Source organism: Streptomyces sp. NPDC048516 (genome assembly GCF_043199875.1).
Lineage (GTDB): Bacteria > Actinomycetota > Actinomycetes > Streptomycetales > Streptomycetaceae > Streptomyces.
Window position 1 is genome coordinate 194,813 of record NZ_JBICWS010000001.1, and the last position, 25,134, is coordinate 219,946.

General features: G+C 68.2%; 13 protein-coding genes and 1 pseudogene. 8 read left to right on the plus strand and 6 right to left on the minus strand.

Going from position 1 to position 25,134, the window contains the following annotated elements; all coding sequences use genetic code 11:
* Positions 1 to 362: 362 nt before the first annotated feature.
* From ACGFR7_RS00875 to ACGFR7_RS00900, 6 genes are all read left to right on the plus strand, one after another.
* On the plus strand, positions 363 to 830 hold the full coding sequence (locus ACGFR7_RS00875; protein ID WP_393311543.1) for a hypothetical protein: 468 nt from the start codon (positions 363 to 365) through the stop codon (positions 828 to 830).
* Positions 831 to 856: 26 nt separating this feature from the next.
* Complete coding sequence (locus ACGFR7_RS00880; RefSeq protein WP_393311545.1) at positions 857 to 2,047, plus strand: acyltransferase family protein; 1,191 nt, start codon at positions 857 to 859, stop codon at positions 2,045 to 2,047.
* 387 nt (positions 2,048 to 2,434) lie between these two features.
* Positions 2,435 to 3,466: a S66 peptidase family protein gene (locus tag ACGFR7_RS00885; RefSeq protein ID WP_393312606.1), complete on the plus strand. Its 1,032-nt coding sequence runs from the start codon at positions 2,435 to 2,437 to the stop codon at positions 3,464 to 3,466.
* A 526-nt stretch (positions 3,467 to 3,992) separates the two neighbouring features.
* A complete protein-coding gene (locus ACGFR7_RS00890) occupies positions 3,993 to 4,652 on the plus strand; it encodes a YceI family protein (RefSeq protein ID WP_393311547.1) in 660 nt (219 codons plus the stop codon).
* Positions 4,653 to 5,199: 547 nt separating this feature from the next.
* Positions 5,200 to 6,012, plus strand: coding sequence for a GntR family transcriptional regulator (locus ACGFR7_RS00895; RefSeq protein ID WP_393311549.1), 813 nt, complete (start codon positions 5,200 to 5,202; stop codon positions 6,010 to 6,012).
* A 364-nt stretch (positions 6,013 to 6,376) separates the two neighbouring features.
* Positions 6,377 to 7,162 carry a glycosyltransferase family 2 protein gene (locus tag ACGFR7_RS00900; protein WP_393311551.1) on the plus strand — a complete coding sequence of 262 codons (786 nt, stop codon included), beginning with the start codon at positions 6,377 to 6,379 and terminating at the stop codon, positions 7,160 to 7,162.
* A gap of 387 nt (positions 7,163 to 7,549) precedes the next feature.
* Here ACGFR7_RS00900 and ACGFR7_RS00905 read toward each other — a convergent pair whose 3' ends face one another.
* From ACGFR7_RS00905 to ACGFR7_RS00925, 5 genes are all read right to left on the minus strand, one after another.
* Positions 7,550 to 8,245, minus strand: a complete 696-nt coding sequence (locus ACGFR7_RS00905) for a formyltransferase family protein (RefSeq protein ID WP_393311553.1) — start codon at positions 8,243 to 8,245, stop codon at positions 7,550 to 7,552.
* A 114-nt stretch (positions 8,246 to 8,359) separates the two neighbouring features.
* Entirely contained in the window at positions 8,360 to 9,598 is a 1,239-nt protein-coding gene (locus ACGFR7_RS00910) for a cytochrome P450 (RefSeq protein WP_393311555.1), read from the minus strand.
* Positions 9,595 to 11,379 carry a beta-ketoacyl synthase N-terminal-like domain-containing protein gene (locus tag ACGFR7_RS00915; RefSeq protein WP_393311557.1) on the minus strand — a complete coding sequence of 595 codons (1,785 nt, stop codon included), beginning with the start codon at positions 11,377 to 11,379 and terminating at the stop codon, positions 9,595 to 9,597. Before ACGFR7_RS00915 ends, ACGFR7_RS00910 begins: the two co-directional genes overlap by 4 nt.
* A 34-nt stretch (positions 11,380 to 11,413) precedes the next feature.
* Positions 11,414 to 13,234, minus strand: a complete 1,821-nt coding sequence (locus ACGFR7_RS00920) for an amino acid adenylation domain-containing protein (protein ID WP_393311559.1) — start codon at positions 13,232 to 13,234, stop codon at positions 11,414 to 11,416.
* Complete coding sequence (locus tag ACGFR7_RS00925; RefSeq protein ID WP_393311561.1) at positions 13,231 to 19,347, minus strand: acyltransferase domain-containing protein; 6,117 nt, start codon at positions 19,345 to 19,347, stop codon at positions 13,231 to 13,233. The genes ACGFR7_RS00920 and ACGFR7_RS00925 overlap by 4 nt, the downstream gene beginning before the upstream one ends.
* A 1,011-nt stretch (positions 19,348 to 20,358) precedes the next feature.
* Between ACGFR7_RS00925 and ACGFR7_RS00930 the strand changes: the two genes are divergently transcribed.
* Positions 20,359 to 21,738, plus strand: a complete 1,380-nt coding sequence (locus ACGFR7_RS00930) for an MFS transporter (protein ID WP_393311563.1) — start codon at positions 20,359 to 20,361, stop codon at positions 21,736 to 21,738.
* Between the two features lie 110 nt (positions 21,739 to 21,848).
* Here ACGFR7_RS00930 and ACGFR7_RS00935 read toward each other — a convergent pair.
* Positions 21,849 to 21,950: pseudogene (locus ACGFR7_RS00935) on the minus strand (IS5/IS1182 family transposase); the annotation flags it as partial.
* Between the two features lie 833 nt (positions 21,951 to 22,783).
* Between ACGFR7_RS00935 and ACGFR7_RS00940 the strand changes: the two are divergent.
* The gene (locus tag ACGFR7_RS00940; RefSeq protein ID WP_393311565.1) at positions 22,784 to 25,003 is read left to right on the plus strand and encodes an IPT/TIG domain-containing protein; all 2,220 of its coding nucleotides are present in this window, start codon (positions 22,784 to 22,786) and stop codon (positions 25,001 to 25,003) included.
* Positions 25,004 to 25,134: the final 131 nt, after the last annotated feature.

Genomic DNA, 25,134 nt, shown 5'->3' on the forward strand with positions numbered 1-25,134 from the left:
GAGGTCGGCCGGGGGACTGCATCAGGCAGCGAGAGGAACGCTGCTGATGGTTTGCTGACCTGAGTCGAGGTGCGGGTGCTGTGAACTGTGGAAGTGTCGATCAGGGGCAGCTTTGGCTTCCACCGGCGCCGGGCTCTGGGCAACGCTGTCCTGTGTCACGGGCTCAAAGGTTGCAGCGGTGAAGCAACCTCGGCCGGGTGCGTTCCCTCTTACCTCACGCAATCGCTCCCACCCGTAACCCTTCTTACGGGAGGGGCTGTTGCAGCGCTGAGCGCCCGTGCGTCTCCGGTCGCGGGGTGCGAGGACGACGATCTGCCGCGGTTCGCCCGTGCAGAGGTAGCCGCCCCCACAGAAAGTGCTCCATGTCTCTCACCGGCCAGCAGATTCTCACCCTGGCAGTGACAGCAACGGCGCTGTGCTCTGGCCTGATCATCTGGCTCTGGCCACGCCTGTCCCGGCACAGAGTGCCGTCCGGCCTTGGACGCGCCGTCAGTCCGGTGGCCATCCCCGACCACGTTGATGGCCGCTATCGGAAACTTCGCCAGTCACCCATGCCGTCGTTGGCCGGCGGACGCAACTTCACCACCTGGCTCGGCTTTCGCGAAACGGGAGGCGCTGCGGCCGGACGGGGCGGCGTGGTGTTGCTGATGTCCCCGCAATTCGCATCAGCGATGTCCGGCCATGGGGCGAGTGGCTGGAGCTTGATGAACCATCAAGCTCCAGCAAGCTGCCACCGCCGTCAACCGGCGGAACTTCCGTCCACCGCCGTGGCACGACCAAATGCCACGGCTGCACCGAACCAGAAATTCCGACGCGACCCTGCCCTGTAAATCATTGCTCCGTTGTAAGGACCGGAATGGCTTGCACCGCGCCGAAAAATTCTTCCGCTCCTCCGAAGGATCCATCGCCGAGGCTTTACGTGCTGGACGGGCTGCGCTTCGTGGCTGCCCTGCTGGTGGTGGCGTACCACTACATCACGCTGCGGGATGGCTGGGGGGAAGATCCCAAAGCCATATCGTCATCCGTATATCATCTTTCGGAGTATGGCTGGCTCGGCGTAGAAATATTCTTCCTGATCAGCGGGTTCGTCATCTGCATGAGCGGCTGGGGGCGTTCGCTCGGTGACTTCGTGACATCTCGGGTTTCACGGCTCTACCCGGCCTACTGGACTGCGGTTCTGCTGACAGCGGCAGTTTTGACGGCGTTCCCGGATGTCCGCAGTGTCGGCGGTTGGCAAAATATCCTCACGAATCTCACCATGCTCCAAGAAGGAGTCGGGGTACCTGATCTCGATGATGTCTACTGGACGCTGTTCGTCGAGCTGAAGTTCTATCTGCTGTTCGCAATCGTCATATTCCGCGGTGTCACCTACCGGAGGTGCGTGCTCTTCTGCGGCCTGTGGACAGTGGCCGGGATCTTTTCGCTGGGTTCTCATAATGAACTGCTCACGTCCTGGGCGGTCTCGCAGTACTCTCCTTACTTCATCGCCGGAATCGCCTTTTATCTGATCCATCGATTCAGGCCCAACGCCTTGTTGTGGGCCATCGTGGCCGTGTCATTCCTGCTCGCCCAGCACTACGTCCACGGCCGCTTGGTGACCAACCTCGGCGCGAAAGCCGGTCTGGTGGAGGAATGGCCGGCGCGTCTGACGATCCTGATCGCGTTCGTGATGATGGGGGCCATCGCTCTGGGAGCCTTTGACCGGCTGCGATGGAGATGGCTGACGACCGCCGGGAACCTCACCTACCCGCTCTACCTGATACATATGTATGTGGGGTTTACGCTGATCGCTCTACTGCGCCGTCATGTTCCGGCCGGACTGCTCCTTCCGGCAATCACTGGGTTCATGCTGGCGATCTCCTGGATCATCCATCGTTATGTGGAACGCCCGATCGGCAGAAAACTACGGCGCGCGATGAAAAGAAGCATGAAGGAGATGCGAGCACACTCAATGGACTACGACCGTACGCGTACCCCTGCTCGCGCCGAAGCGGAAATCCGCGCACGTGTTGATCGAACCGAGCGCCACAAGGTTTATGTTCCATAGGTACGACCGGGGGCACCAGCGCACGCTCGCGCGCATATTCCCCCCATGCGGGTGGGGGTATGGTCCGGACCGGCCGCGGCCCACCCGCCGGAGCGGGCCTGAGAGGCGCGCCGTCAGAACCGCTCCGTAAGCGCGGTTCGCGCGCCGGCCGGCCTGCAGGCGAAGCACGTGAAGCAGGCGAAGCCGGTGAAGCAGGCGAAGCCGGTGAAGCAATTCAGGCTGTGGCGACCCGGTATGACCAGCGCGGTTATGCCGTTCCGGGCACCGTTACGGCAGCGGCACTCCGCGCCTGGCTTCGGACGTGATCGGCAGACCGGGCGGCGCTGCGGAGGGCACGCGCCGAAATCCATTGCCCTGCGGACGTCGCGCCGTGCCAGAATCCGGTGCATGCCAATTCGATACCCCCGCCCCTTACGTCCCGGTGACTGTATCGGAGTCACCTCTCCGTCGAGCGGAGTCAACGAGAAGTTCCGCAAGCGCCTCGACGTGGCCATCCGGGAAGTCGAGGCACGCGGATTTGAGGTAATTCTCGGCCGGTGCATGGACGGCTCGGGACACGTCAGTGCTCCCGCCCCCGAGCGTGCGGACGAGCTGATGTCGATGCTGACGGATCCCCGCGTCAGGGCAGTGGTGCCTCCTTGGGGAGGAGAGACGGCGATTGACCTGCTGCCACTGCTCGACTTGAACCAACTGCGTGTCGCCGAACCGACCTGGATCGTCGGGTTCTCCGATCTGTCGACCGTCATCACCCCACTGACCCTCCTCACGGGGTCCGCGACCATTCACGGCAACAACCTGATGGACACGCCCTATCAGGTCCCCGAGGGGCTGATGTCCTGGCTCGACATCGTCGTGGCGCCACAGGGACACCGATTCACACAGACCCCGCCCGGCTACCACAGAACCACCGGCTGGGACGACTACACCGCCCTGCCCGAGGTGCGCGAGTGCCCGCTCGATACACCCGGCACATGGATCCGCTTGGACGGGAGCGGAGACGTGGACGTCGAGGGACGGCTGATCGGCGGGTGCATCGAAACGCTGTGCAATCTCACCGGGACCGGCTATCTCGACGTGTCCGCCTTCGCACGGGCCGAGGCCGCGGACGGGCTGCTGGTATACGTGGAGGCGACCGGCGACGACGACGTCTTCACCATCTGCCGCAACCTGCACGGCATGCGGCTGGCCGGTTTCTTCGACCAAGCGAATGCGGTGATCGTCGGACGGACCTCGGCACCGGCTGCCCCTTCGTTGTCCCAGCACCAGGCCGTGCTGGACGCCCTGGGCCCGTTGAATGTGCCGATCATCGCCGACGTGGAATGCGGACACGTTCCGCCCTTTATGCCGATCGTCAACGGGGCGCGCGGCCACCTTGTGCACACGTCCACCCGTCGCCAGCTCACCCAGACCCTGGACTGATACACAAGGTCAGGCTCCTCACCACCCGGAAACGGCGGCAGCAGACGGATGTTCCGGAACCTGTGCAGCACTGGGTGGACCCGCAGCGGGCGGTCCCGGAAGCCGCCCGCGTGCTGCGCCCAGGCGGGCGGCTGGGCCTGGTGTGGAACTCCCGTGACAGGCGGCGGCCACGAGTTGTCGGGACGCGAGCCGTTCGACTCCGGCGGGTGCGGGGCCGAGAGGGCGCGGCCACGGAAGCGTTGGCCGGACTGCCCGACCAGTAGCTGTGGCGCATCGACCGCACCGCCGACTACGGCGCATCCCGGGACGCGGCTCGCGGCCGGGGTGACCTCGCGAGGATCCCGCGGCGCCGGGAGGCCATCCGGCGGTTCGTGGGATCCGTCAGTGCATTCCCTCTTCGTGTCGATCCTGTGCAGCTTTGCAGTCGGGGGCATGGAATCCGGACGGGGCCGCCCATCTCGCCGTGTAGCGCCTGTCAATGCCGTGATAGCACGGAGTGATCCGATTCAAGGGAGGCTACGTCCGCATGGGCATCTTCAGCCGTCGCCAGAGCGCGACTACCGAGCCGACGCAGACTGTTGGCCCCCGTACGCCTTTCCCGGCGGCCGAGGCCACCGGAGTCGAACTCGACCCCGCACTTCGCGCGCTGACCGGAGAATGGACCATCGACCGCCCGCACAGTCGCATCGGATTCTCCGTGCGACACGCGATGGTCACGACGGTGCGGGGTGCTTTCACCGATTACGACAGCGCGCTGTATTTCGACGGAGCTCAGCCGTCCCGGTCCCGGGCGGAACTCGTCATTCGGGTCGCCAGCGTCGACACGGGCGTGGAACAGCGGGACGCACACCTCATCGGCACCGACTTCTTCGACGCACACCGCTACCCGGAAATGGCGTTCCGCAGCACCTCCACGATCCACGAGGGCGCAGAGAACTTCCGCATGACAGGGGATCTGACCATCCGCGGCATCACCCGGCCGGTCGAGCTCCAACTCGCCTACCTCGGCTCCGTCTTGGACCCGTTCGGCTATGAGCGGGCCGGCTTCGACGCCACCACCACCATCGACCGCACCGATTGGGGCTTGGTCTACAACCAACGCCTGGAAGCGGGCGGCGCCATGGTGAGCGAGAGAGTCCGGCTGCAGTTCGATATCTCCGCGATCCGGTCCGTACCCCTTGCGTAGTTGCCCCTGCGGGCCCCTGCGTTGCGTACGCCTACACCCTCGGCGAGGCGGGCTGCGTGCCGTCATACGGAATCGGTTGGAAGCGCAATGCTCGTCGCTGACGCACTGCCTTCATGCAGGGCCTGACAGCCGACGACGACACCGCTCAGCCTGACCGGTGTCGAACCATATGCAGCTGGCGGTCCCGAGCAAGGCGCCGGGGGACAGCGAGCGAGCCGGAAGGGCCCTGATGGCCGGCTCGATGCCGTCGTGCAGCAGATCGCGGGCACGGGGGGAGGGGGCGCGGCTCTCCTCCTCGCTCCGTCGTTACGTGTGCTTGGTGACGTGCCGTTCATTGACGCCTCGACGAACGGCACGTCACCGGCTGCGAGGCCGGGAAGATCACGCAAGAGGCCGGCATGGACCTCTCAACGGACCTCTCGCGACTTCTCATGGACTCCTCGCGATCCCTCGCGGACTTCTCGCGACCTCTCACGGACTTCCCGGACCGAGGCCACCTTCCTAGGAAGGTGTTGATTCGACGCGGTCGATCTGCGAAGGTGTGGCCATGACCCAGCCCGCGACGAGTGCCGTCGGCGGCGCACAGAAAGTTGTCGCCGCGCTCCTCGCGCAGATCGAGAACGGGACCCTGCGCCCTGGCGACCAGATGCCTACCATTGCCGCCCTGGCCCAGGAGTACGGCGTCAACAAAAACACCGCCAGCAAGGCTGTTGTGAGCCTGAAGGCGAAGGGTGTCCTGTCAGGGCCGGCAGGCGGAAACACCTGGGTGCGCGTATCGCCTCCGCACAAGAGGCGCCGTAACACCCGCTATCACGCGGAGAAATCAGCAGTTCGGCTGCCGGAATGCGAGCGCTCGGTCGCGGGAGTGTCGGAGGCCGACTCAGGAATCCCCCTGCAGGACCTCGATGAGGACCGTGCGGACTACGCGGTCATCGAGGCACCCCGAGAGATTCGCGAGGCCTTGGCACTGCCACCGGGAACACGAGTTCTGCGTCGTACCTATACCCGACGCCATGCCCAGAAGGCAGGCGCCGGCCGCTCGGTCAGCTACCTCCCGTACGACCTGGTGAGCGGCAACCCAGACCTCCTGGATCCCACCCGCGAGCCCTGGCCGGGCGGCACCATGCACCAGCTCTACACCATTGGAGTGGAGCTGGACAGGATCGTAGATCGTGTAACGGCGGGCATGCCCACACCTGAAGAGATGCGGGTTTTTGATATTCCGCCGGGTGTACCACTCATCAGAATCCGCAAGGTCAGCTATTCGACGGAAGGCAAACCCGTCGAGGTCACCGAGATCCCCCTTCCCGCAGATCGTATCGAGCTGATCTACACCACACAGCTGGAGCGTTGGAGCTAATGCCTGTTGTCAGCACCATGCCCCCGTCCGGGTCGGGGAGCAGGACGATCGTCTCCTTGAGGCGTATGAATCGCTCTGTTCTCAGGCCATGCCCTCGGGACGGGAACGGGAACGGGGTTGGGGACAGGAACGGCAACGACAACGGCAACAGGGGCGGCAACAGGAACAGGAACAGGAACGGGAACGACGGGAACGGGAACGGAGCGTGCAGGAGGACGGCACGACTGGCCTCCCGGTCTTGGCCCTCCCGGTCGATGTCCGCGTCTCCCCAGGTACTGGACGAAGTGTTTCCGCCCAGGTTGGCGGATCTCCGCGGCCCCGGCCGGCGCCGGAGTCTGTCGCAGGGCTTCACAGGACGGTTCTCATGAACAGGCTGATCTCGATCGTCACCCCGGTGCATGGCGAAGGGGTGCACTTTCTCCCGGATGCGTACGCGTCTCTGCACGCGCAAGTTCTTCCTGACGGCTGGTCATGGGAGTGGTGTGTGCAGGAAGACGGAGCCGACGTCCATGCCTCGGACCAACTCCCCGCGGGCGACCCGCGCATCCGCATCTCAGCGTCTCGTCGCGGCGGCCCGCATGTGGCACGGACCATGGCGTTCGCCCGGTCAACTGGCGGGTACGTCAAGAACCTGGACGCCGACGACCAACTCACTCCCGGAACTCTTGCGCGCGACATCGCCGTCCTGGACAAGCATCCGGCGGTGGGGTGGACCACCTCACGAGCGATCGATCTCCTTGAGGACGGCAGCACCGTCTCCTTCGAACTCGGTGACCCGGAGCCCGGCCGGCTTCCACGGGGGAGTGCGTACGGGTTCTGGGCCGAACACCGTCGTCCCCGGATCCACCCCGCCACGCTGTGTGTCCGGCGCCCTCTCCTGGCACTGCTCGGCGGTTGGATGGCTCTGCCGGCTTCCGGTGACACGGGTCTCTTGCTCGGACTCGACGCTCTGGCGGACGGATGGTTCATCGGCGAGACCGGCCTCCTGTACCGGAAACACGGAGGCCAGATCACCACGCACCCTGATCACCAGAACGGGCCGGAGTGGGAAGCCCGGATGTCGTTGATCCAGGAACGCGCTGATGCTCTTCGGGCCTGGTCGGCCGTCACACCCGGCGCAGTGCCACCATACGACCCGCCCGGCCGCTGAAGGCCGCGGTCCGGGACCCACGAGTACGAGTACGGGCGACGACCGCCACCCCACCGCGTTCCAGCGCGGCTGCGACCTGTCCGAAGAGGCAGCGGTCGACTACGCACTGGAGACAGTGACCTCGACCGGCGAGCAACGGCAAACGAGCGATGAGGATTCGGACCTGACGCCGAGAGAGGCAGATCGCCGAGCTGGCATCCGAGGGCCTGACCAACAGGGAGATCGCAACGCGCCTGGTCATCGCCCCCTCCGCACGGCTGAAGGACAGGTCCATCGCATCCTCACCAGGCTCGGGTTCAGCTCGGGTTCAGCTCACGGTGCGCAAATGCCGCCTGGTACGTCAGCGGACGGAACGTCCGGGAACTGTCCCTTCCCTCGAACTGACTGTCACTGCGTGTGCAGTGCCCACCTGCTGCCATCGACACACGCCGTTCCGGGCAGCGCGATCAGTTCGGGCTTGAACAGCGGTGGCGAGTCCATCGCGGGCTCCCAGGTCGCTACCTTCTCGTCCTGCGGGACCTCGATCCGCCTGCCCGCGGCGAGGTCGGCGACCACCTTCAACAGCAACCGCACACCGAGCGGGGCCAGGTGCTCGCGCCACAGGCTCTGCGAGGTCGAGCCAGGGGGCACGAACAGGTGCTCCTGGGCGGCGAGCGGGCCGGCGTCGGTGCGCTCGGTGAGGTGGTAGACGCTCCCGCCCGTCACCTTGTCACCGTCGCGGATCGTCCATCGGATCGCGTCGCGGCCGCGGTGCAACGGAAGCAGGCTGGGGTGATAGCCGATGGTGGCGACTGCGGCCCTGGCCCGCGTGTGGCGGCCGAGGAAAGCGTGTGAATGCGCGGCGACGATGATGTCCACCCCGTCCGGGACATGCCTCGCGCGCAGTTCGGCCGAGTCCGTCCACGGTATGTCCCGGGGGTACGCCCAGGAGCGTAGGCGGTCCCAGGACATCGCGTTGCTCTCGTCGGAGTGCCCCTTGCGCAGCCGGGGGGCGGCCGCGCCGGCGATCTTGTGCCCTTCATCCAGCAGGGCGTCCGCGACCTGCACCGCGAATGCCCCTCGTCCTGAAATGTAGATGTTCATCACTCGCGCTCCCTGCGGTCGCTGGTCGGGTGTCTGTTCAGGAGGGGTAAGAACGCTCCGCCAAGGCACAGAGCCAGTTGAAAGCGGTACCGGTGCCGACGAAGGGACCGCTCATCAGCCGACCTCTCTCAGCCCGGAGTGATCGGGCCGGAACCGCACCGGCAGGGTGGAGAACCCGGTCAGGAAGTTGGACCGGATGCGCAGTGACTCGCCGGTCCGCTCGAATCCGGTGGTGAAGTCCCGCAGTGCAATCAGCAGTTCGGAGATCTCCACCTTGGCCAGGTACGAGCCGACGCAGAAGTGCGGGCCGTAGCCGAAGGCCAGGTGTTTGTTGGGGGTGCGGCCGAGGTCGAACTCACCGGGCCGCTCGAAGGCCCGTTCGTCCCGGTTGCCGGAGGCGTGCCAGAGCGTGACGATCTCGCCCGGCCGCATCCGTACGCCGTGCAGTGCGGTCTCGCGGACGACGCTGCGCCCGAAGTGCATCGTGGGGGACGCCCAGCGCAGCACTTCGTCCACGGCGGTCTCCACGGCGACCGCACCGTGCTTGAGCCGTTGCCACTGCCCGGGCCGGCCCGCGAGGGTGTGGACGCAGTCGATCATCGTGAGCCGGCTGGTCTCGTCGCCCCCGATGATCAGGCTGTAGCAGTTGAGTACGACGTCCTCGTCGGACAGGGGCACACCGTCGATGGAACTGCCGATCAGCATGCTGATCACGTCATCGCCCGGCGACTCGCGCCGCTCCTCGACGAGGTCCATGAAATACATCAGGATCTCGTTGCGGGCCATTTCGGAGTCGACCTCGTCGACGTCCTCGTCGTCGGTCGACAGCGCGGTCTTGGTCAGGGAGAGAAGGAAGTCCCGGTCCTGCTCGGGCACGCCGAGCAGGTTCGAGATCGTGGTCATCGGGATCCGGCTCGCGATCTGCTCGGCGAAGTCGCAGCCGCCGGCCTCGACCGCCTCGCGGATCAACTGCCGGGTGTTGACCCGCACCGTCCGTGCGACCTCGTTGAGCACCCTCGGCGAGAGCACCCGCTGAAGGATCTTGCGCAACTCGTGGTGCCGGTGCCCGTCGGTGACGGCCAGCATCCGGCCGGCTCCTGCGTCACCGCCGCCCAGCAACGTGACGAGCACATTGCCGCGCTCGGACGTGAAGTTCACGTCGTCCCGGTAGGTGGCCATGATGTCGTCGTAGCGGGAGATCACCCAGAATCCGCGGCGGCCGTCGACCGGAGGGTTCCAGCGCACCGGGGCGGTGTCCCGCAGGGTGCGCCAGAACCGGTCGAGTTCGTGGTCCGCGAAGGTGTTCGGGTCGCCCAGGTCCACGGCGTCCAGTGCCGGTGTGCTCACGGTCACCAGTCCGTACGCCAGAACCGGCGCGGCTGGAAGGGGTAGGTCGGCAGCGGCACGCGGTGGCTGGCCTCCCCCAGGTGCAGCGAGCCGAAGTCCACCTGCTGGCCGGTCACCCAGGCGGCGGCCAGCTCGGACAGCGCCGGTGCGTCCGTACCGGACCGCACGATCCCGTGGTCGTTGCGGCGGAAGGAATCGGGATCCACGCGCGGCGCGGCAGCGGTCTCGGTGGCCAGGCCTCGGGGGGAGTCGTCGGACAGCGCCGCGATGAGCTCCGCACGGCTGCGGACCACGGCCGCCCACCGGCGGGACATCACCTTGCGGCCCAGGTTGAGGCTGAAGCAGATGTCGTCCAGGCGCAGGTCGGGGTGGGCCTCCAGCCAGTCCTTCAACCTTGCGCGCTGACGTGCCAGCGCTTCGTCGTCCAGGGCGGACAGGGTGGCCAGCCGGGGCCTGCCGTCGGCCTCGGGGGCGCGTTCGGCGACCGTCGGTGCCTCCTCCAGCACCAGGTGCGCGTTGTAGCCACCGCCGCCGATCGAGGTGATGCCCGCGCGGCGGACGCCGGACTCCGTCTCCCAGTCCGCCGTCTCCAGCTGCGGCACGAACGGGGTGCTGGGGAGGTCGAGGTCTTCGTTGACCTCGGTCAGGTTGATCGTGGCCGGGAGCTTCCTGTGGTACAGGGCCATCGCGGCCTTCAGCGCACCGAAGCCGCCCGACACCACACCGCCGTGCCCCACGTTGCCCTTGACCCCGCCGATCGAGGTGGTGCCGGTCTGCTTGCCGAACGCCATGCCCGCCGCGTGCACTTCGAGCTCGTCGGTCATCGGCATGCCGAGACCGTTGGCCTCGTACATGGACACGGTGTCCGGTGCGACGCCGCCCACCTCCATGGCGTTGGCGATGCACGCGCTCAGCCGCTCGGGCTGCGCCAGGCCGTAGGCCATCGCGCTGACGCCGTTGTTGTTGACGGCCGAACCCTTGACCACGGCGTAGATGTGGTCACGGTCGGCGACGGCCTGAGCCAGCGGCTTGAGCAGCACGGTCACGACACCACTGGACAGCGCGGTGCCGGTGCCGTTGGCGTCGAACGGGCGGCAGTGGCCGTCCTTGGACAGGATGCGGTTCTCCTCCCACAGATGACCACGCGGGTGGGGCAGACGCACCATCGCGCCACCGGCGACCGCCATGTCGGTCTGGCCGAGCAGCAGTGACTGGCAGGCCAGGTGCACCGCGTAGTGGAAGCCGGCGCAGACCGCGGCAACGGTGACGGCCTCGCCGGTGAGCCCCATGTAGTACAGCGCGTTGGACGTCATGGTGTCCGGCGACCACGCCAGGCTGGCCTCGATCGCCTCGGGGCCGACCGACACCCGGTCCGGCGGGGAACTGTAGAGCGCCGCGGTCTGCGGGTTGTTGGCGCCGTACATGCCTATCTCGGCCTTGACCCGGTCCGGGTCGTAGCCGCCGTCCTCAAGCGTTTCCCATGCGCTCTCCAGGAACAGCCGGTTCTCCGGGGTCATCGCGGCCGCCATCCGGTCGCTGATGCCGAACACCGACGGGTCGAACTTGTCGTAGGTGTCGAGGACGCCGCAGGCCCGGACGTAGAACGGGCTGTGGATCAAGGTCTCGTCGACGTGGATGTCGTCCTTGGCGAGGAACGACACGGACTCCCTGCCGTGTACGAGGTTGTCCCAGAACTGTTCCTTGGTGCGGGCTCCGGGCGCTCGCAGGGACATGCCGATGACGGCCACATCACCGGGGTCGTAGTCCTGCTCGGGGCTGTCGGTCATGCGAAGGCTCCTGCTTCGGTCGAGTGGGGGCTGCTCAGCTGCCGGTGGAGGCGCCGCGGCCGCGCAGCGCGGCGCGGCGGGCGTTGGCGCGCAGGCGAGCCGACTGGACCACCTCGGGGGTGGCGCCGCTGTCCTGGTCGAGCCAGCGGCCCAGGGAAGAGATGTCACGGAAGCTGAAGAGGTCGGGCACGCGGACGCGGCGGTCGAACCGCCGGGTCATCAGCCTGGCCAGCCGGACGAGCAGCAGAGAGTCGCCGCCGAGGTCGTAGAAGGCGGCCCGGACGTCGATGCTCGCCGGTTCGAGGTCGAGCAGTTGGCCCCAGATCTCCGCCAGCGCCACTTCGGTCGGCGTGCCGGCGGCCGTCAGGGGCCCGCCGGTGCCGGCGGCCGGCGGCTCGGGAAGCGCGGTGCGGTCGAGCTTCCCGCCCGGCGCCAACGGCAGTGCGGTCAGGAACACGATCGTGCCCGGCACCATGTAGTCGGGCAGCTGGGTGGCGAGCCGGCCGGTGAGGGCGGTCTGGAGCCCGGCGTCCAGCCAGACGCCGCCTCGGGGGTCGCCCTCGGGCACGACGTAGCCGGTGAGCCTGTTGCCCCGTACGACGGCGGCGGCTTCCCGGACCCCGGGGCAGCCGGTCAGCCGGGCCTCCACCTCTTCCAGTTCGATGCGGTAGCCGCGCAGCTTGACCTGGTGGTCGGTGCGACCGCCGAAGTGGAGTTCACCATCGTCGGTGAACGTGACGACGTCGCCGGTGCGGTACATGCGCTCGCCGTCCAGGAACGGGTCCGGTACGAACCGTTCGGCCGTGGTACGAGGCCGGTTGACGTAGCCGTGGGCGAGCCCGGTGCCACCGATGTAGAGCTCACCGGGCACGCCGGCCGGCAGCTGCCGCAGGTTCTCGTCGAGCACGTAGGCACGGGCGCCCGGTGACGGCGTGCCGATGGAGGGTTCGCCGGTCCCGTCTTCCGGCACCAGCCCGAACGAGCAGAAGACGGTTCCTTCGGTGGGGCCGTAGGCATTGAAGACCCGGTCGGCGCCGGTCTCCCGGTACGTCCTGTCCACCAGCTTGCGGCGCAGGGGCTCGCCGCCGAACACGACGGTGCGCACGTTCGGTGGCAGACATCCGGCGTCGAGCAGGCCGTTCATCACCGAAGGTACGACGTTGAGATGGGTGATCCTGTCGACGTACGGACTCTCCGGCAGGTGGACGGCGCTCTCCACGAGCACGACGGCGCCGCCACGGCACAAGGCGGCGAAGATCTCCATCACGGACATGTCGAAGCAGACCGAACTCGCCGCCGATACACCGCTCAGGTCGCAGCCTTCGAGGATGCGGTCCATTGCGGACAGCATGGCCACGCAGCCGCTGTGGTGGACGGCCACGCCCTTCGGCCGGCCGGTGGACCCCGACGTGTAGATGATGTACGCGGTGTCGCCGGGCACGATCGGCACGGGCTTCTCGCCGGGCTCGGTCGTCACGGTCTCGTCCAGTACCACCACGGTGGGGCCGGCCGGGCAGCCGGCCCGGGACGCGGGCGTGGTCAGCAGCAGGTGGGTCCCGCTGTCCCGCACCATGAAGGCCAGCCGCTCGGCCGGATACTTCGGATCCAGGGGCACGTAGCAGGAGCCGGCGCGCAGCGTGGCCAGGATGCCGACGAGCAGGTCGGGTGTGCGCTCGACGCAGATGCCGACCGGCACACCGGGTCCCGCGCCGTCGGCGACCAGCCGTTCGGCCAGCACGCGGGACCGCTCGTTCAGGTCGCCGTAGGTCAGGACGCCGGCGTCCGAGTAGACGGCGGGGGCGCCGGGGTTCTTGACCGCTTGCTCGATGAACTCGGAGTGCAGGGTTTCGGTCACTGGTCCCTCTTCTCGGGGCAGCCGCTCGGGGCGATGTCCTGGAGCACCAGGTCGGGGTGGGCGATCGAGTCGAAGAGCACGGTGCGGTAGAGCGCCAGCAGTGCCGTCACGGTCTCCCTTTCCAGGTAGCTCGGTTTGTACTGGATGTGGCCGGCCACCTCGCCATCGATGTCGGCCATCGAGATCTCCAGGTCGAATTTGGCGAGGTGCCTGCGTACTTGAAGCGGTTCGAGCGGCAGCGCGCCGTCGGGCGCGATGGTGTCGCCGATGCCGTGGAAGAGCTTGACGGACCGGGGGAACGCGTCCGAGGACAGCCAGTTCACCACCACGTCGAACCACGGGGAGCGGCCTTCGGCCCTCGGCGGCTTCAGGGCGGAAGCCAGCAGGTCGAGGGGGTAGTTCATGTGCTCCAGCAGACCGAGCGAGAAGGCGTGGACCTCGCGCAGCAGGTCGCGGAAGCTGCGGTCACCGGCGGGCTTCGCACGCACCAGCACCGTGTTGAGGTAGTAGCCGATGGCGGATTCCCAGCCGGGTTCGCCGCGCTGAGCGATGGCGGTGGCCAGTACGGAGTCCTCGACTTGGGCCGCGCGGTTGAGCGTGGCGAAGAAACCGGCCAGTACGACGGTGCTGATCGACACGCCTTCGCGTACCGCGAATTCCCTGAGCAGGCGGGTCTCCTCGGCGCTCCAGCGGAACGTGAGGTCGCGGCCTTCGTAGGTGACCCCGGGAGGCCGCTCCATGGTGGACAGGTCGAGATGGGCGGGCGGATCGGCCAGCTTCTCCGACCACCAGCTCAAGGCCGCGTCGGCCGCCGGGCCGGCCAGCCACTGCCGCTCCCACTCGACGAACTCCGTGTAGGGGGCGACCGGCGCACCGGAGGCGGGGTCGACGCCCTCGTAGTACTCCTGGAGTTCGCGGATCATCACGTCGGCCGATGCCGCGTCCGACGCGATGTGGTGCACGAGCACCAGCAGATAGTGGTCCGCCGGGCCACGCGTCATCAGCACCACCCGCACCAGCGGCCCGTTGTCGATGTCGAGCGGCAGATGCCCGTACTCGGCCAGTTCCTCGCGGGCTTGTTCGTCGTCCCGGTCCGTACTGTCCACCACGACGAACTCGTACAGCGGTTCGTCCAGGATGACCTGGTACGGGCTGCCGCCCGCCTCGACGAAGAGGGTGCGCAGCGCGGGATGCCGCTCCATCACGGCCCGCACGGCGCGGTCGAGCACCTTCTCGTCGACCGTGGTCCGGATCCGGGCGGCCACCATGAAGTTGTAGGGCACCGCGTCCGGCGCGACCATCTGCATGAACCACAGCGATGCCTGGCCGTGCGAGGCCGGTGCCAGTTCGAGACCGAGGCCGTCGGCCCGCAACTGGTCGAACGCCGGTGCGTCGGTGGGGTCCAGCAACCCGCGTGCGGCCAGTTCCTCCACCAGCTCCCCGGCGTCCAACTCGGACAGATCGTCGAGGAACGTCCGGTCAGGCCCGGCCGCCGGCTGCGGCTGCGGCACGGCCACCGCCTTCGGCTGCGGCTGCGGCAAGGCCACCGCCTTCGGCTGCGGCTCCGGCAAGACCACCGCCTTCGGCTCCACCTGCGACGCCCGTGCCGGCTTCCCCTCCGCGGCCGGCGCCCGGTCGGCCGCCGCGGTCGCAGCCGGCCGACCGATGGCCTCGATGAGGTGGCTGACGACCTCGGATATGGTCCGGCCGTCCAGGAACACCACCGGCGACACCCGCTGCCCGAACAGCGATTGCAGCCTGTTGACGAGGCGGAGCGCCAGCATCGAGTCAAGGCCGAAGTCGCGCAGGCTCGCGCCTTCGCCGAACTTGCTCGCCGGCACGCCCAGCGCGTCGGCGATCTCGTCGAGGACGATGTCCTCCAGCGGCCTGTTCTCCGCGGTCTCGGCGACGGGCTCGGCCACCGTCGCGACCACGGACTCGGCCGCGGTTTCGGCGACCGGTGCCGACGCGCCGCGGGGGTGCGGCGTGGTGTCCAGCCAGTAGCGGTCCTTCTGCCACTGTACGAGCGGGGTTTCCACGACCTCGACGTCGTCGGCGAACAACGAGTCGAAGGCCAACGGGAGGCCTCTGACGTACAAGGATGCGGCGGCCCCGAGCAGGCAGCGGACGTCGCTTTCGTTGCGCCGCAGGGAGTTGATCGCGTGCACCCGGGCACCACGGGTCAGTGCGATCTCCTCGACCGCGCCGCGCAAGGTCTCGTGCGGCCCGATTTCGATGAAGGTGCCGACGCCGTCGTCGACCAGCGCACCGATCGTCTCGGCGAACCGGACCTGGTTGCGCAGGTTGTGCACCCAGTAGTCGACGTCGGTGACCGGGTTCACCGTCTCGGCCAGTGCCGTGGAGCGGAAGGCGAGGGTGTTGGTCAGTGGGGTGATGCCGTCGATGCGTTCGCGCAGCGGCTGGATCAGCGGATCCATACCGGGGCTGTGCACCGGCCTGTCGACCCGGATCCTCCGGGTCGGGATCCCGGCCCGCTGGAGGTCGGCCTCCAGGGCGCTGACGGCGTCGGGAGAGCCGGACACCGCCGCGCTGGTGGGGCTGTTCACCACGGCGACGGCCACGTGCTCGGCGTACGGGGCGATCCTCGGCAGCAGTTCCTGCTCCGGCAGGTCGACCGAGATCATGGCGCCGGAGGCCGCTTTCCGTTCGAGCAGGTGTGACCGGGCGACCACCACGCGAGCGGCGTCGTCCAACGACAGCGCGCCGGCGACATGGGCGGCCGCGACCTCGCCCAGGCTGTGCCCGACGACGGCGGTCGGCTGGATGCCGAGTTCGAGCCAGACCTTCGCCAGTGAGACCTGCAAGGCGAACAGCACAGGCTGCTGGAAGTCCATCTCCTCGAACCTGGCCCGGTCGGCCGGGGCGGCGAGCTCGTCGAGCACCGAGCAGCCGCCGGCCGCGCGCACGGCGGCGTCGCAGGCGTTCATCCACCTACGGAAGCCGGCGTGCGAGCGCATCAGCTCCCGGCCCATGCCGACCCATTGCGTTCCGCCGCCGGAGAACACCAGCGCCACCCGCCGGTCGCTGTTGCCGGCGACCGTGCCCGTGACGACATCGGGGTGCGGCTGACCGGCGGCGACCCTGGCGAGTCCGTCCAGGACGTCCTGCCGGTTGCGGGCGAACAGCGCCACCCGGTGGTTGTGGTGGGTACGCCTGGCCGCCAGTGTGTAGGCGAGGTCGGAAACGCGCAGGCCCGTGTCACGTTCGACATGGTTGGACAGCTCACGGCAGGTGTCGGTCAGCGCGGCCGCCGTACGCGCCGTGACGGGTACGAGATGCACCTGCTCGTCGGCCGCGGCGTCGCCCTGGCTCGGTGTGACGTGCCGCCTGCGGTCACCCGTGGTGAACGGGCCGGGGGCAACCGGGAGGCCGGCGGTGTACAGCACGCCGAGCGAACCGAGCAGCGTCGAGGCTTCGTCGGCGCCACGACGGAGCGAGGGCAGGGTGGCCGCCGTCAGGATCTCCGACACGGACTTGAGCAGTACGGGATGCGGACTGAGTTCGATCACCGCGTCGATGTCGTGGTCGCGCAGGTTCGTCAGGGCGTCGACCACCCGGATCTCCTGGCGCAGGTTGTTCACCCAGTAGTCCGGCCCGAGTTCCGCGCCGTCGACGAGCTCCCCGGTGACCGTCGAGATCATCGGGATGCGCGTGGTCCGGGGCCTGATGCCGGCGAGTTCGGCCCTCAGCGGGGCGAGGACGTGGTCGACCAGCGGCGAGTGCGGTGCGTGGCCCATCCGCACGCGGTGGTTCGTGACGCCCTCGTCGGTGAGCCGCTGGATCAGTTCGTCGATCTCCTGCGGGGTGCCGGTGACCAGGGTGGAGTTCAGGCCGTTGTAGCCGGAAACGGTGAGCTGGCCGGTCAGGTGCTGCTTGACGTCGTCCGCACCGGTCATGACCACGATGCCGTCACCGCGTCCGACGGCCAGTTGCTGGAGGAGCCGGCCGTGGTGGGCGGCCAGGCGGGAGGCGTCCTCGAAGTCGAGTGCGCCGGCGATGTGGGAAGCGGCGAACTCTCCGACACTCTGGCCCACGACGACGTCCGGCTCCACCCCCAGCGAGCGCCAGGCGTCGGCCAGAGCGACCTGGAGGGAGAACAGCAGCGGCTGGAACACGTCCATGTCGTCGATGCGGCCGTCAGGTGACAGCAACTGGTCGACGAGCGAGAAGCCCAGCAGCTCCCGCATCCGTTTGTCGGAGCGCATCATGGACCGTCGGAACACGGGCATACCGGCGAGCAGCTGCCTGCCCATTCCCACCCACTGCGAACCGTTGCCCGAGAACAGGAACGCCACCCGCGGCCGGTGTTCGGTGATCTCCCCGGCGCTGACCCCGGCGGCCGTAGTGCCGGCGCCGAAGGCATCCAGCTGCCCCCTGAGTTCGGTCATGTCGTGGGCGGTGGCCGCGAGCCGGAACCTGCCGTCGCCGGGTGTCCGGCTGCATATCGCCCGCAGGTCGTTCTCCTCGCGCAGCGCCAGGGCCCGCTCGGCCAGCGCCTCCTGGGAGTCCTCTGCCAGCAGGAGGAGTGAGCTCTCGGGGCGCGGCAGCTCCTCGACGACGACGTGACAGATCGCGCCGCCGAATCCGAACGAGCTGACGCCCCCTCGGCGCGCGTCGGACCGTCGCGGCCACGGCGTCAGCCGGTCCTGGACGGTGAGGTTGTACTCGTCGAACATGATCTGCGGGTTCGGAGAGGCGTAGTGCAGGCTCGGCGGCAGCACACCGTTGCGCATCGACAGCGCGAGTTTGACCAGGCCGACGATGCCCGCCGCCGCCTCCAGATGCCCGACGTTGGACTTGACGGAACCGAGCCGCAGCGGCTCCCCGCGGTCACCGCCCAGGACCGCGCCGATGGCATTGGCCTCGATCGGGTCGCCGAGGGGCGTCGCGGAGCCGTGGCACTCGATGTAGTCCACGAGGGAGGGTTTGATGCCGGCCCGCTGGTACGCGGTGCGGAGCATCTTCTCCTGCGCCTGGGGGTTCGGCGCGGTCATGCCGTTGCTCAGGCCGTCGTTGTTGGACGAGCTGCCCTTGATCACGCAGTACACCGGCAGTTCACGCTCGAGCGCCACGCTGAGCGGGGCGAGCACGACGACACCGGCGCCCTCACCGCGGACGTAGCCGTCGGCCCGGGCGTCGAACGACTTGCAGCGGCCGTCCGGAGCGAGCGCGCCCATCTGGTCCATGGCGGTGTAGTAGTCGGAGACGAAGCTCAGGTTCACGCCACCGGCCAGCACCAGCTCGCTCTCGCCCATCCAGATCGACTGGCATCCCACGTGTACCGAGACCAGCGACCCGGCGCAGGCGGCGTCGATGGCCATGCTCGGGCCCTGCAGGCCGAGGAGGTAGGAGACGCGGTTGGCGATGATGCCGTCGTGCATGCCGGTCGCGGTGTGCGGGGTGATCTGGCTGTCGGGACCGCGATAGTGGGCCAGCGCGGCATAGTCGCCCCAGCAGGAGGCCATGAACACGCCGGTGTCGCTGCCGACGAGGCTGTGCGGCGCGACACCCGCGTCCTCCAGCGCCTCCCAGGCCAGCTCCAGAATCAGGCGCTGCTGCGGGTCCATCTGGACGGCTTCGCGGGGTGAGATGCCGAAGAACAGCGGATCGAACCGGTCGATGCCGTCGATGAACCCGCCCCACCGCACCGAGTCGTTGAGGAGATCGCGTCGCGCGGCCGGCACCGGGCCGACGGCGTCACGGCCCTCGGACAGCAACTGCCAGAACGAGGACGGGTCCGGTCCGCCGGGGAACCTGCAGCCGATGCCCACGATCGCGATGGGTTCGTGCGATGTCGTACGACGATCGTTGCCCGGGGCTGTGGTCTCCGCGGCACGTGGACCCTCCACGAGCGCACGGGACAGCTCGTCGAGGGCCGGGTACTGCCACATCCAGGTGACCGGAACTTTCCAGCCGAGGAATTCGGATAACGAGGTGGCGAGAGCGGTCAACTTCAGCGAGTCCAGGCCGTACCGGTGCATCGGCGCCCAGCGATCCACCGCGTCCTCGGGCAAGTCCAACAGCTCGGCAACGCGAGAGAGCAGAAACTCTGATATGGCATGCACATCTCGTGCTGCGTGCTCTTGGGGCATTTCGGCTCCTCAGCAGGGCGGATGGAAGGGCCCGATGAACCTTGCGGCCGGATGATCAAGGTCTCGGAACTCCGTCTGCTGTGCACCAGCAGCGGATTGCAGTGGTTACGGCGCACACACGGCCGTGGCGATAAGCACGGCCGGGGCCGATGCCTGTCGAAATGGTGAGTCAGTGCGCAGGCAGCTGGTCATGGGGATGGCTCATGACACGGAGGCTTCGCTTCGACGTGTCGAGTGCGCAGTGGAACCAAACGTGCGGAAGCCCTGTCAGGGGCAGTGGGACCCGCGTCCTGCTGGGCAGGCCGTCCCACCCCGGACAGGAACGTATGGCTGAAGAAGAACTGGTACCTGCACCCGACCCGATCCCCCGTTAAGTCGCTTTGGCTGAACCAGATCGCGATCTGGTTGAGGACCACTGCCCGGCAGTCCGGCCGCCGGCATGCATCGTCCGTCCCCTGGTCAATTCGATCCGCGATTGCATTGCCTTCGGGGACGTGCACGCGGAACTCTCCATCTGCACAATCAACGTCAGACCAGCGTCAAGATCCATTTCTCGGGTAAAGAATGATGCGGACTGACGTGGACCGCATTACGAGGTACTCGCCCGCCCGGCGAACTTCAGACTGCCACCCGGCGAATGGTGAAACAAGTGTGACCTGTGTGCCGGATGGTGCAGTGGCGTGATTTAGCCCCCGAGTGTCTGGTTCGCCCCTCGTGGTGTGGAGGGAGGCGCATTGCGCGCCGTCACCATGCCTCAGCCGACGGGAGGTGGGACGCCTCGTTGGGCGATGGTCCGGTGACATACGGGCAGGGCCGGGGTGGACAGCAGGCGGGCGGCGCTGCAAGCCTGCTCCGCATGAAAATCATGAAATACGAACCGATGCCGGCTGACGCCCATGTTCGGGTGACAGGGGCCGGGGCGATGGCACTCACCACGACACGGCAGCCGCTCGCGGGTGGCGCCGGCGGCACGTTATCCAGACACTCCCCACAGCGTCCCGGGAGGTCCGCGTGACCACTGCCGAGGTGCTGCCACGGCACAGGCCGGGCCTGGCACTTGGGGCGCTGGCCGGGGCACTCGCACTGGACGTGAGTGGTCTCGGGGTGCTCAATGCCGCCCTGCCGTCCGTCGGAGCACGTTTCGATCTGGACGAAGCCGCGCTCCAGTGGGTCATGATTGCTTACGCCGTCACGTTCGCCGGTTTCCTGCTGGTGGGCGGCCGCCTGGCCGATGTCTTCGGCCGGCGGCGGGTGTTCGAGTGCGGTGTCGCTCTGTTCACGGTGGCTGCGTTGGCCGGCGCCGCGGCGCCGGACACCGGGGTTCTGCTCGGTGCGCGGGCGGTCCAGGGCATCGGCGCGGCCCTGTCAGGTCCGGCCGCACTGGCCCTGCTGACCGAGGTGTTTCCGGCCGGTCCGGCGCGCAACCGAGCACTCAGCGTGTACGCCGCGGTCGGCGCGGCCAGCTTCAGCGGCGGGGTGCTGCTGGGGGGTGTACTGACCCAGTTCCTCGGCTGGCGGTCGGTGCTGTGGTTCTCGGTGATACTGGGGCTGGCCGTGCTGTCCGTCACGCGCGCCGGGCTGCCCGGCGGTACCGGGCGCGGCGGCCGGCTGGACCTGCCCGGCGCGATCTCAGGGACTCTCGGCCTCACCCTGCTGGTCGTCGGCGCGAGCAGTAACGGCACATTGGCATGGAGCGCACTCTGCGCCGCGGTGGCCTTCCTGGTGTTCTTCGTCGTGCACGAGCACCGCACCGCCGACCCGGTGCTTCCTCTCGGCCTCTTCCGGGTCACCTCGGTACGGTCCGCGAGCCTGGCAGCGTTCCTCCAGTACATGGCCTCGGTCGGGATGCTGTTCTTTGCGCCGCTGTATCTACAGGAGATGCTGAAGTACTCTCCGCTGCAGTCCGGTCTCGCACTGGTCCCGATGTCGGCGAGCGTCTTCCTCACCGCCAACTTCGTCACCGGACGCCTGCTCGCCACGTACCCGCCGCGCACGCTGATGGTCGTCGGACTCGTCCTGATCGGCGGAGGAACTGCGCTGTGGATGAGCACACCGCACGAAGGCAACTACCTGCTGCATGTGCTGCCCGGCCTGGTGATCAGCGGCATCGGCCAGGGACTGAACTTCCCCTCGATGACGTCCGCCGGACTCACCGGCGTCGAGCCGGACCGGCACGCCGTCGCCGGGGCGGTGAATGTCGTGGCACAGCAGATCGGTGCCAGCGTCGGAGTGGCGGTCATGGTCCTGGTCGCAGCGACCGGCAGCGACCAGCTCACCGGCTACCACCTCGCCTACCTCGCAGCCGGCATCGCCTGTGTGCTCGGAGCGGTATTCATCGCTATGGCACGTGGTCAGGACAAGCCCGGCCTGAAGAGCCCTCATACGGAGTAGGCCAGCCAGGGCATGGCTGTGAGGACCGATGGGGGAGGCGCATTCTGGTGGTACCCGCCGCCGTGTGATCGGTGGGACGACGAATCCTTCCGGCGGGGGAAGCTCCCTCGCTCGCCTCTGGCCCCGAGCTCATCGAGGACGACTCGGCGGAGCCGGGCCCGGACCCGGTCTCGGCTCCACCGGTCGAAATGCCGGTAGGCCGTCTGCCCGCACGGACCTAACGCCCGGGGTGTCCGTCGAGAGGGGCCTGGGTGCCGGTGGTGGGGTGGTGCAAGGGGCCTCGAATCCGGATCCGGCCGAGCCTGTGGCCCGGCCGGAGCGGGTGTGGTGTCCATCGGGGTGCGCGGGCGGTGTGAGGGGGTGTGGTGGTCAGGGCAGGAGGGCCCGCGTTTCTTCGTCTGCTTGAGGCACCGCGCTCGTAGTGGTGCTGACCTGCTGTAATGGCGGTTTTACTCCCGTCGGGAGAGCGTTGGTCCGCGCATGGGGGACGGGGTGGCGGACATTGATGGTGAGGCGCTCTTCACTGCGAGCGTCATGGCTGCGGGGCCGGTATATGGGCATCCACCTCGCATGCACCGACCATGTGGGACACCGTCCGAGCGACGGTTCCGCACGCTCCGCCATTCGGGTCGGATTCAGTCGGCTGCGTAGACGTGGATGGCCGGCGGTGCCTTACTGCTGTGAGTGAAATCCGGCGGGCCGCCCATCCCTCACCGGGGGTGGACGGCCGCGCCGAGGACGAACATGAGCCCTCGCCATGGCTGCCGTGTGAGCGCCCCCGCTGAGGAGACTTCACCACCCGCTGAGCCGTGGCGAACATGACGGCCCCAGGTGGTTGACGGCCCCTGACTCGAAGGAGGCTGTCATGGATACGACAGACATGGGGAGCGCTGCGCAGTCGCTCCCCTTGCACATGGCCGGGGCGGGGGCGACGCAAATGAGCCCCGCGGGACGAGAGATGCTGGCGGCGACGGTCGCGGCAATGCTTTCGCGGGGAGCCGTCCTGCCTGGCACAACGCTCCCGTTTGCAGAAGGACCGGTAGCGATGGCGTCGCCGGGCGCGGTGATGCTGCTCGCCAATGCCCTGGTACCCGTGGGAAACGGGCCGATCGGGGTGGCGATCACGCCGGACGGGAGCTTCGCCTACGTGGCGGACAACGGCTCCAGTACGGTCAGCGTCATCGACACCGCCACGAACCTGGTGACCGCCACTGTCCCGGGCCTGAACGGGCCGATCGATGTGGCGATCACGCCGAACGGCAACTTCGTCTACGTCACCAACGGCAGCGGCAACACCGTCAGCATCATCGACACCGCCACCAACACGATCACCGGTTCCCCCATCACCGTCGGCGCCAACCCGTTCGAGATCGCGATCACCCCGGACGGTGCCTTCGCCTACGTGGCGAATCACGGCAGTGGCACGGTCAGTGTCATCGACATCGCCACGAACATGTCGGTGGCCACCATCACCGTCGGCAGTTCCCCGAACGGCGTGGCGGTGAGCCCTGACGGCACGACCGTCTACGTCACCAACTCCGGCAGCGGCACGGTCAGCGTGATCGACATTGCCACGAACCTGGTGACCGCCACCGTCGCTGTCGGCGGCACCCCGATCGGCGTGGCGTTCACCCCTGACGGCAACTTCGCCTACGTGGCGAACAACGGCTCCAGCACCGTCAGTGTCATCGACACCACCACCGGTCCCCCGAGCGTCGTCGCCACCATCCCCGGCTTCGGAACCCCGGCCGGGGTGGCGGTGAACCCGGACGGCACCCGGGTGTTCGTGGTGAACTTCGGCACGAACAACGTCAGCGTGATCGACACCGGCACCAATACGATCCTCACCACCCTGCCCGTGGGCACCCAGCCCTCCCGGGACGCGGTGACCCCGGACGGCAACTTCCTCTACGTCACCAACAACGGAAGCAACAACGTCAGCGTCCTGCAGATCCGGCCGATCGTCACCAGCATCATCCCCGGGTCCGGCTCCACGCTCGGCGGCGATCCGATCACCATCATCGGCAGCGGTTTCACCGGCGCGACCGCCGTCACGCTCAACTCCACCCCCGTTGCCGGTTTCCTCGTGGTCGACGACAACACCATCACCGCCACCACGCCCCCGCATGCCGCCGGAACCGTCCAGGCAAGCGTGACCGTGCCCCTGGGGACCGGAACGGGCGGCAGCTTCACCTTCGTGCCTCCCGCACCCACGATCACCAGCATCAGCCCGGCCTCGGGCACCACCTCCGGCGGCACCCTGGTCGTCATCACCGGCACCAACTTCACCGGTGCGACCGCCGTGAGCATCGCCGGGACCCCGGTCACCAGCTTCCAGGTCGTCGACGACACCCACATCTCCGCGATCACCGCGCCGCATGCGCCGGCGACCGGCCTGGTGTCCGTCACCACCCCCGGCGGCACCGCCACCGGGCCGGCGACCTACACCTACGTCACTCCGGCCCCGACGATCAGCGGCTTCACCCCCGCCTCCGGCAGCACCACAGGCGGTACCCAAGTCACCATCACCGGAACCGGGTTCACCGGTGCCACCGCGGTCAGCATCGCCGGGGCCCCGGCCGCGAGCTTCCAGGTGCTCAACGACACCACCATCGTCGCCATCACGGCGCCGCATGCCCCCGGGAGCGGCCCGGTCTCGGTGACCACCCCGGGCGGAACGGCCGTCAGCGCCACCAACTACACCTACGTCACGCCGGCTCCGACCGTCACCGGGATCTTCCCCGCCAGTGGCCCGGCCGGCGCCAGTACCCAGGTCGTCCTCAGCGGCACCGGCCTGACCGGAGCGACCAGCGTCACCGTCAACGGCACCCCGGTGCCTTTCACCGTCGTCTCCGACAACGAGATCACCGCGACCCTGCCCCCGCACGCGTCCGGAACCGTCACCGTCACCGTCACCACCCCCGGGGGCAGCGCGAGCATCCCGTTCACCTACACCAGCGACCGCACCCAGCTGACCGCCACCCCCGCGATCGTCCAGATCTTCCCGCCCCACCCCTACGCCGGGGTGCTGACCGCCACGCTGACCGACCTCGACACCGGACAGCCCCTCGCCGGACAGCCCATCACCTTCACCACCGGCAGCACCACGCTGTGCACCTCCATCACCAACGCGCAAGGCGTGGCGACCTGCCTCGCCACCCTGGCACTGCCCCTGATCATCCTCAACGGCGGATACACCGCCACCTACGCGGGCAGCCCCACCCACCAGCCCGCCACCGCCCACGGCGCCGTCATCAGCATCTGACCGGCCCAACACCCAGCAGAGCCCCGCCTCCCGGCACTCCAGCTGCCCGGAGCCCCCGACCGTCGGACGGCGCCCCGGTCAAAAGGCGCAACGGAACGCGACTGCGACGCCCAGACGGCCCGCCTGACGGT

Bases quoted from the DNA above. Each gene is read 5' to 3' on its own strand.
- ACGFR7_RS00900 (WP_393311551.1), top strand. From the start codon at position 6,377: ATGAACAGGCTGATCTCGATCGTCACCCCGGTGCATGGCGAAGGGGTG.
- ACGFR7_RS00905 (WP_393311553.1), bottom strand. From the start codon at position 8,245: ATGAACATCTACATTTCAGGACGAGGGGCATTCGCGGTGCAGGTCGCG.
- ACGFR7_RS00885 (WP_393312606.1), top strand. From the start codon at position 2,435: ATGCCAATTCGATACCCCCGCCCCTTACGTCCCGGTGACTGTATCGGA.
- ACGFR7_RS00925 (WP_393311561.1), bottom strand. From the start codon at position 19,347: ATGCCCCAAGAGCACGCAGCACGAGATGTGCATGCCATATCAGAGTTT.
- ACGFR7_RS00895 (WP_393311549.1), top strand. From the start codon at position 5,200: ATGACCCAGCCCGCGACGAGTGCCGTCGGCGGCGCACAGAAAGTTGTC.
- ACGFR7_RS00915 (WP_393311557.1), bottom strand. From the start codon at position 11,379: ATGACCGACAGCCCCGAGCAGGACTACGACCCCGGTGATGTGGCCGTC.
- ACGFR7_RS00890 (WP_393311547.1), top strand. From the start codon at position 3,993: ATGGGCATCTTCAGCCGTCGCCAGAGCGCGACTACCGAGCCGACGCAG.
- ACGFR7_RS00940 (WP_393311565.1), top strand. From the start codon at position 22,784: ATGGCGTCGCCGGGCGCGGTGATGCTGCTCGCCAATGCCCTGGTACCC.
- ACGFR7_RS00880 (WP_393311545.1), top strand. From the start codon at position 857: ATGGCTTGCACCGCGCCGAAAAATTCTTCCGCTCCTCCGAAGGATCCA.
- ACGFR7_RS00875 (WP_393311543.1), top strand. From the start codon at position 363: ATGTCTCTCACCGGCCAGCAGATTCTCACCCTGGCAGTGACAGCAACG.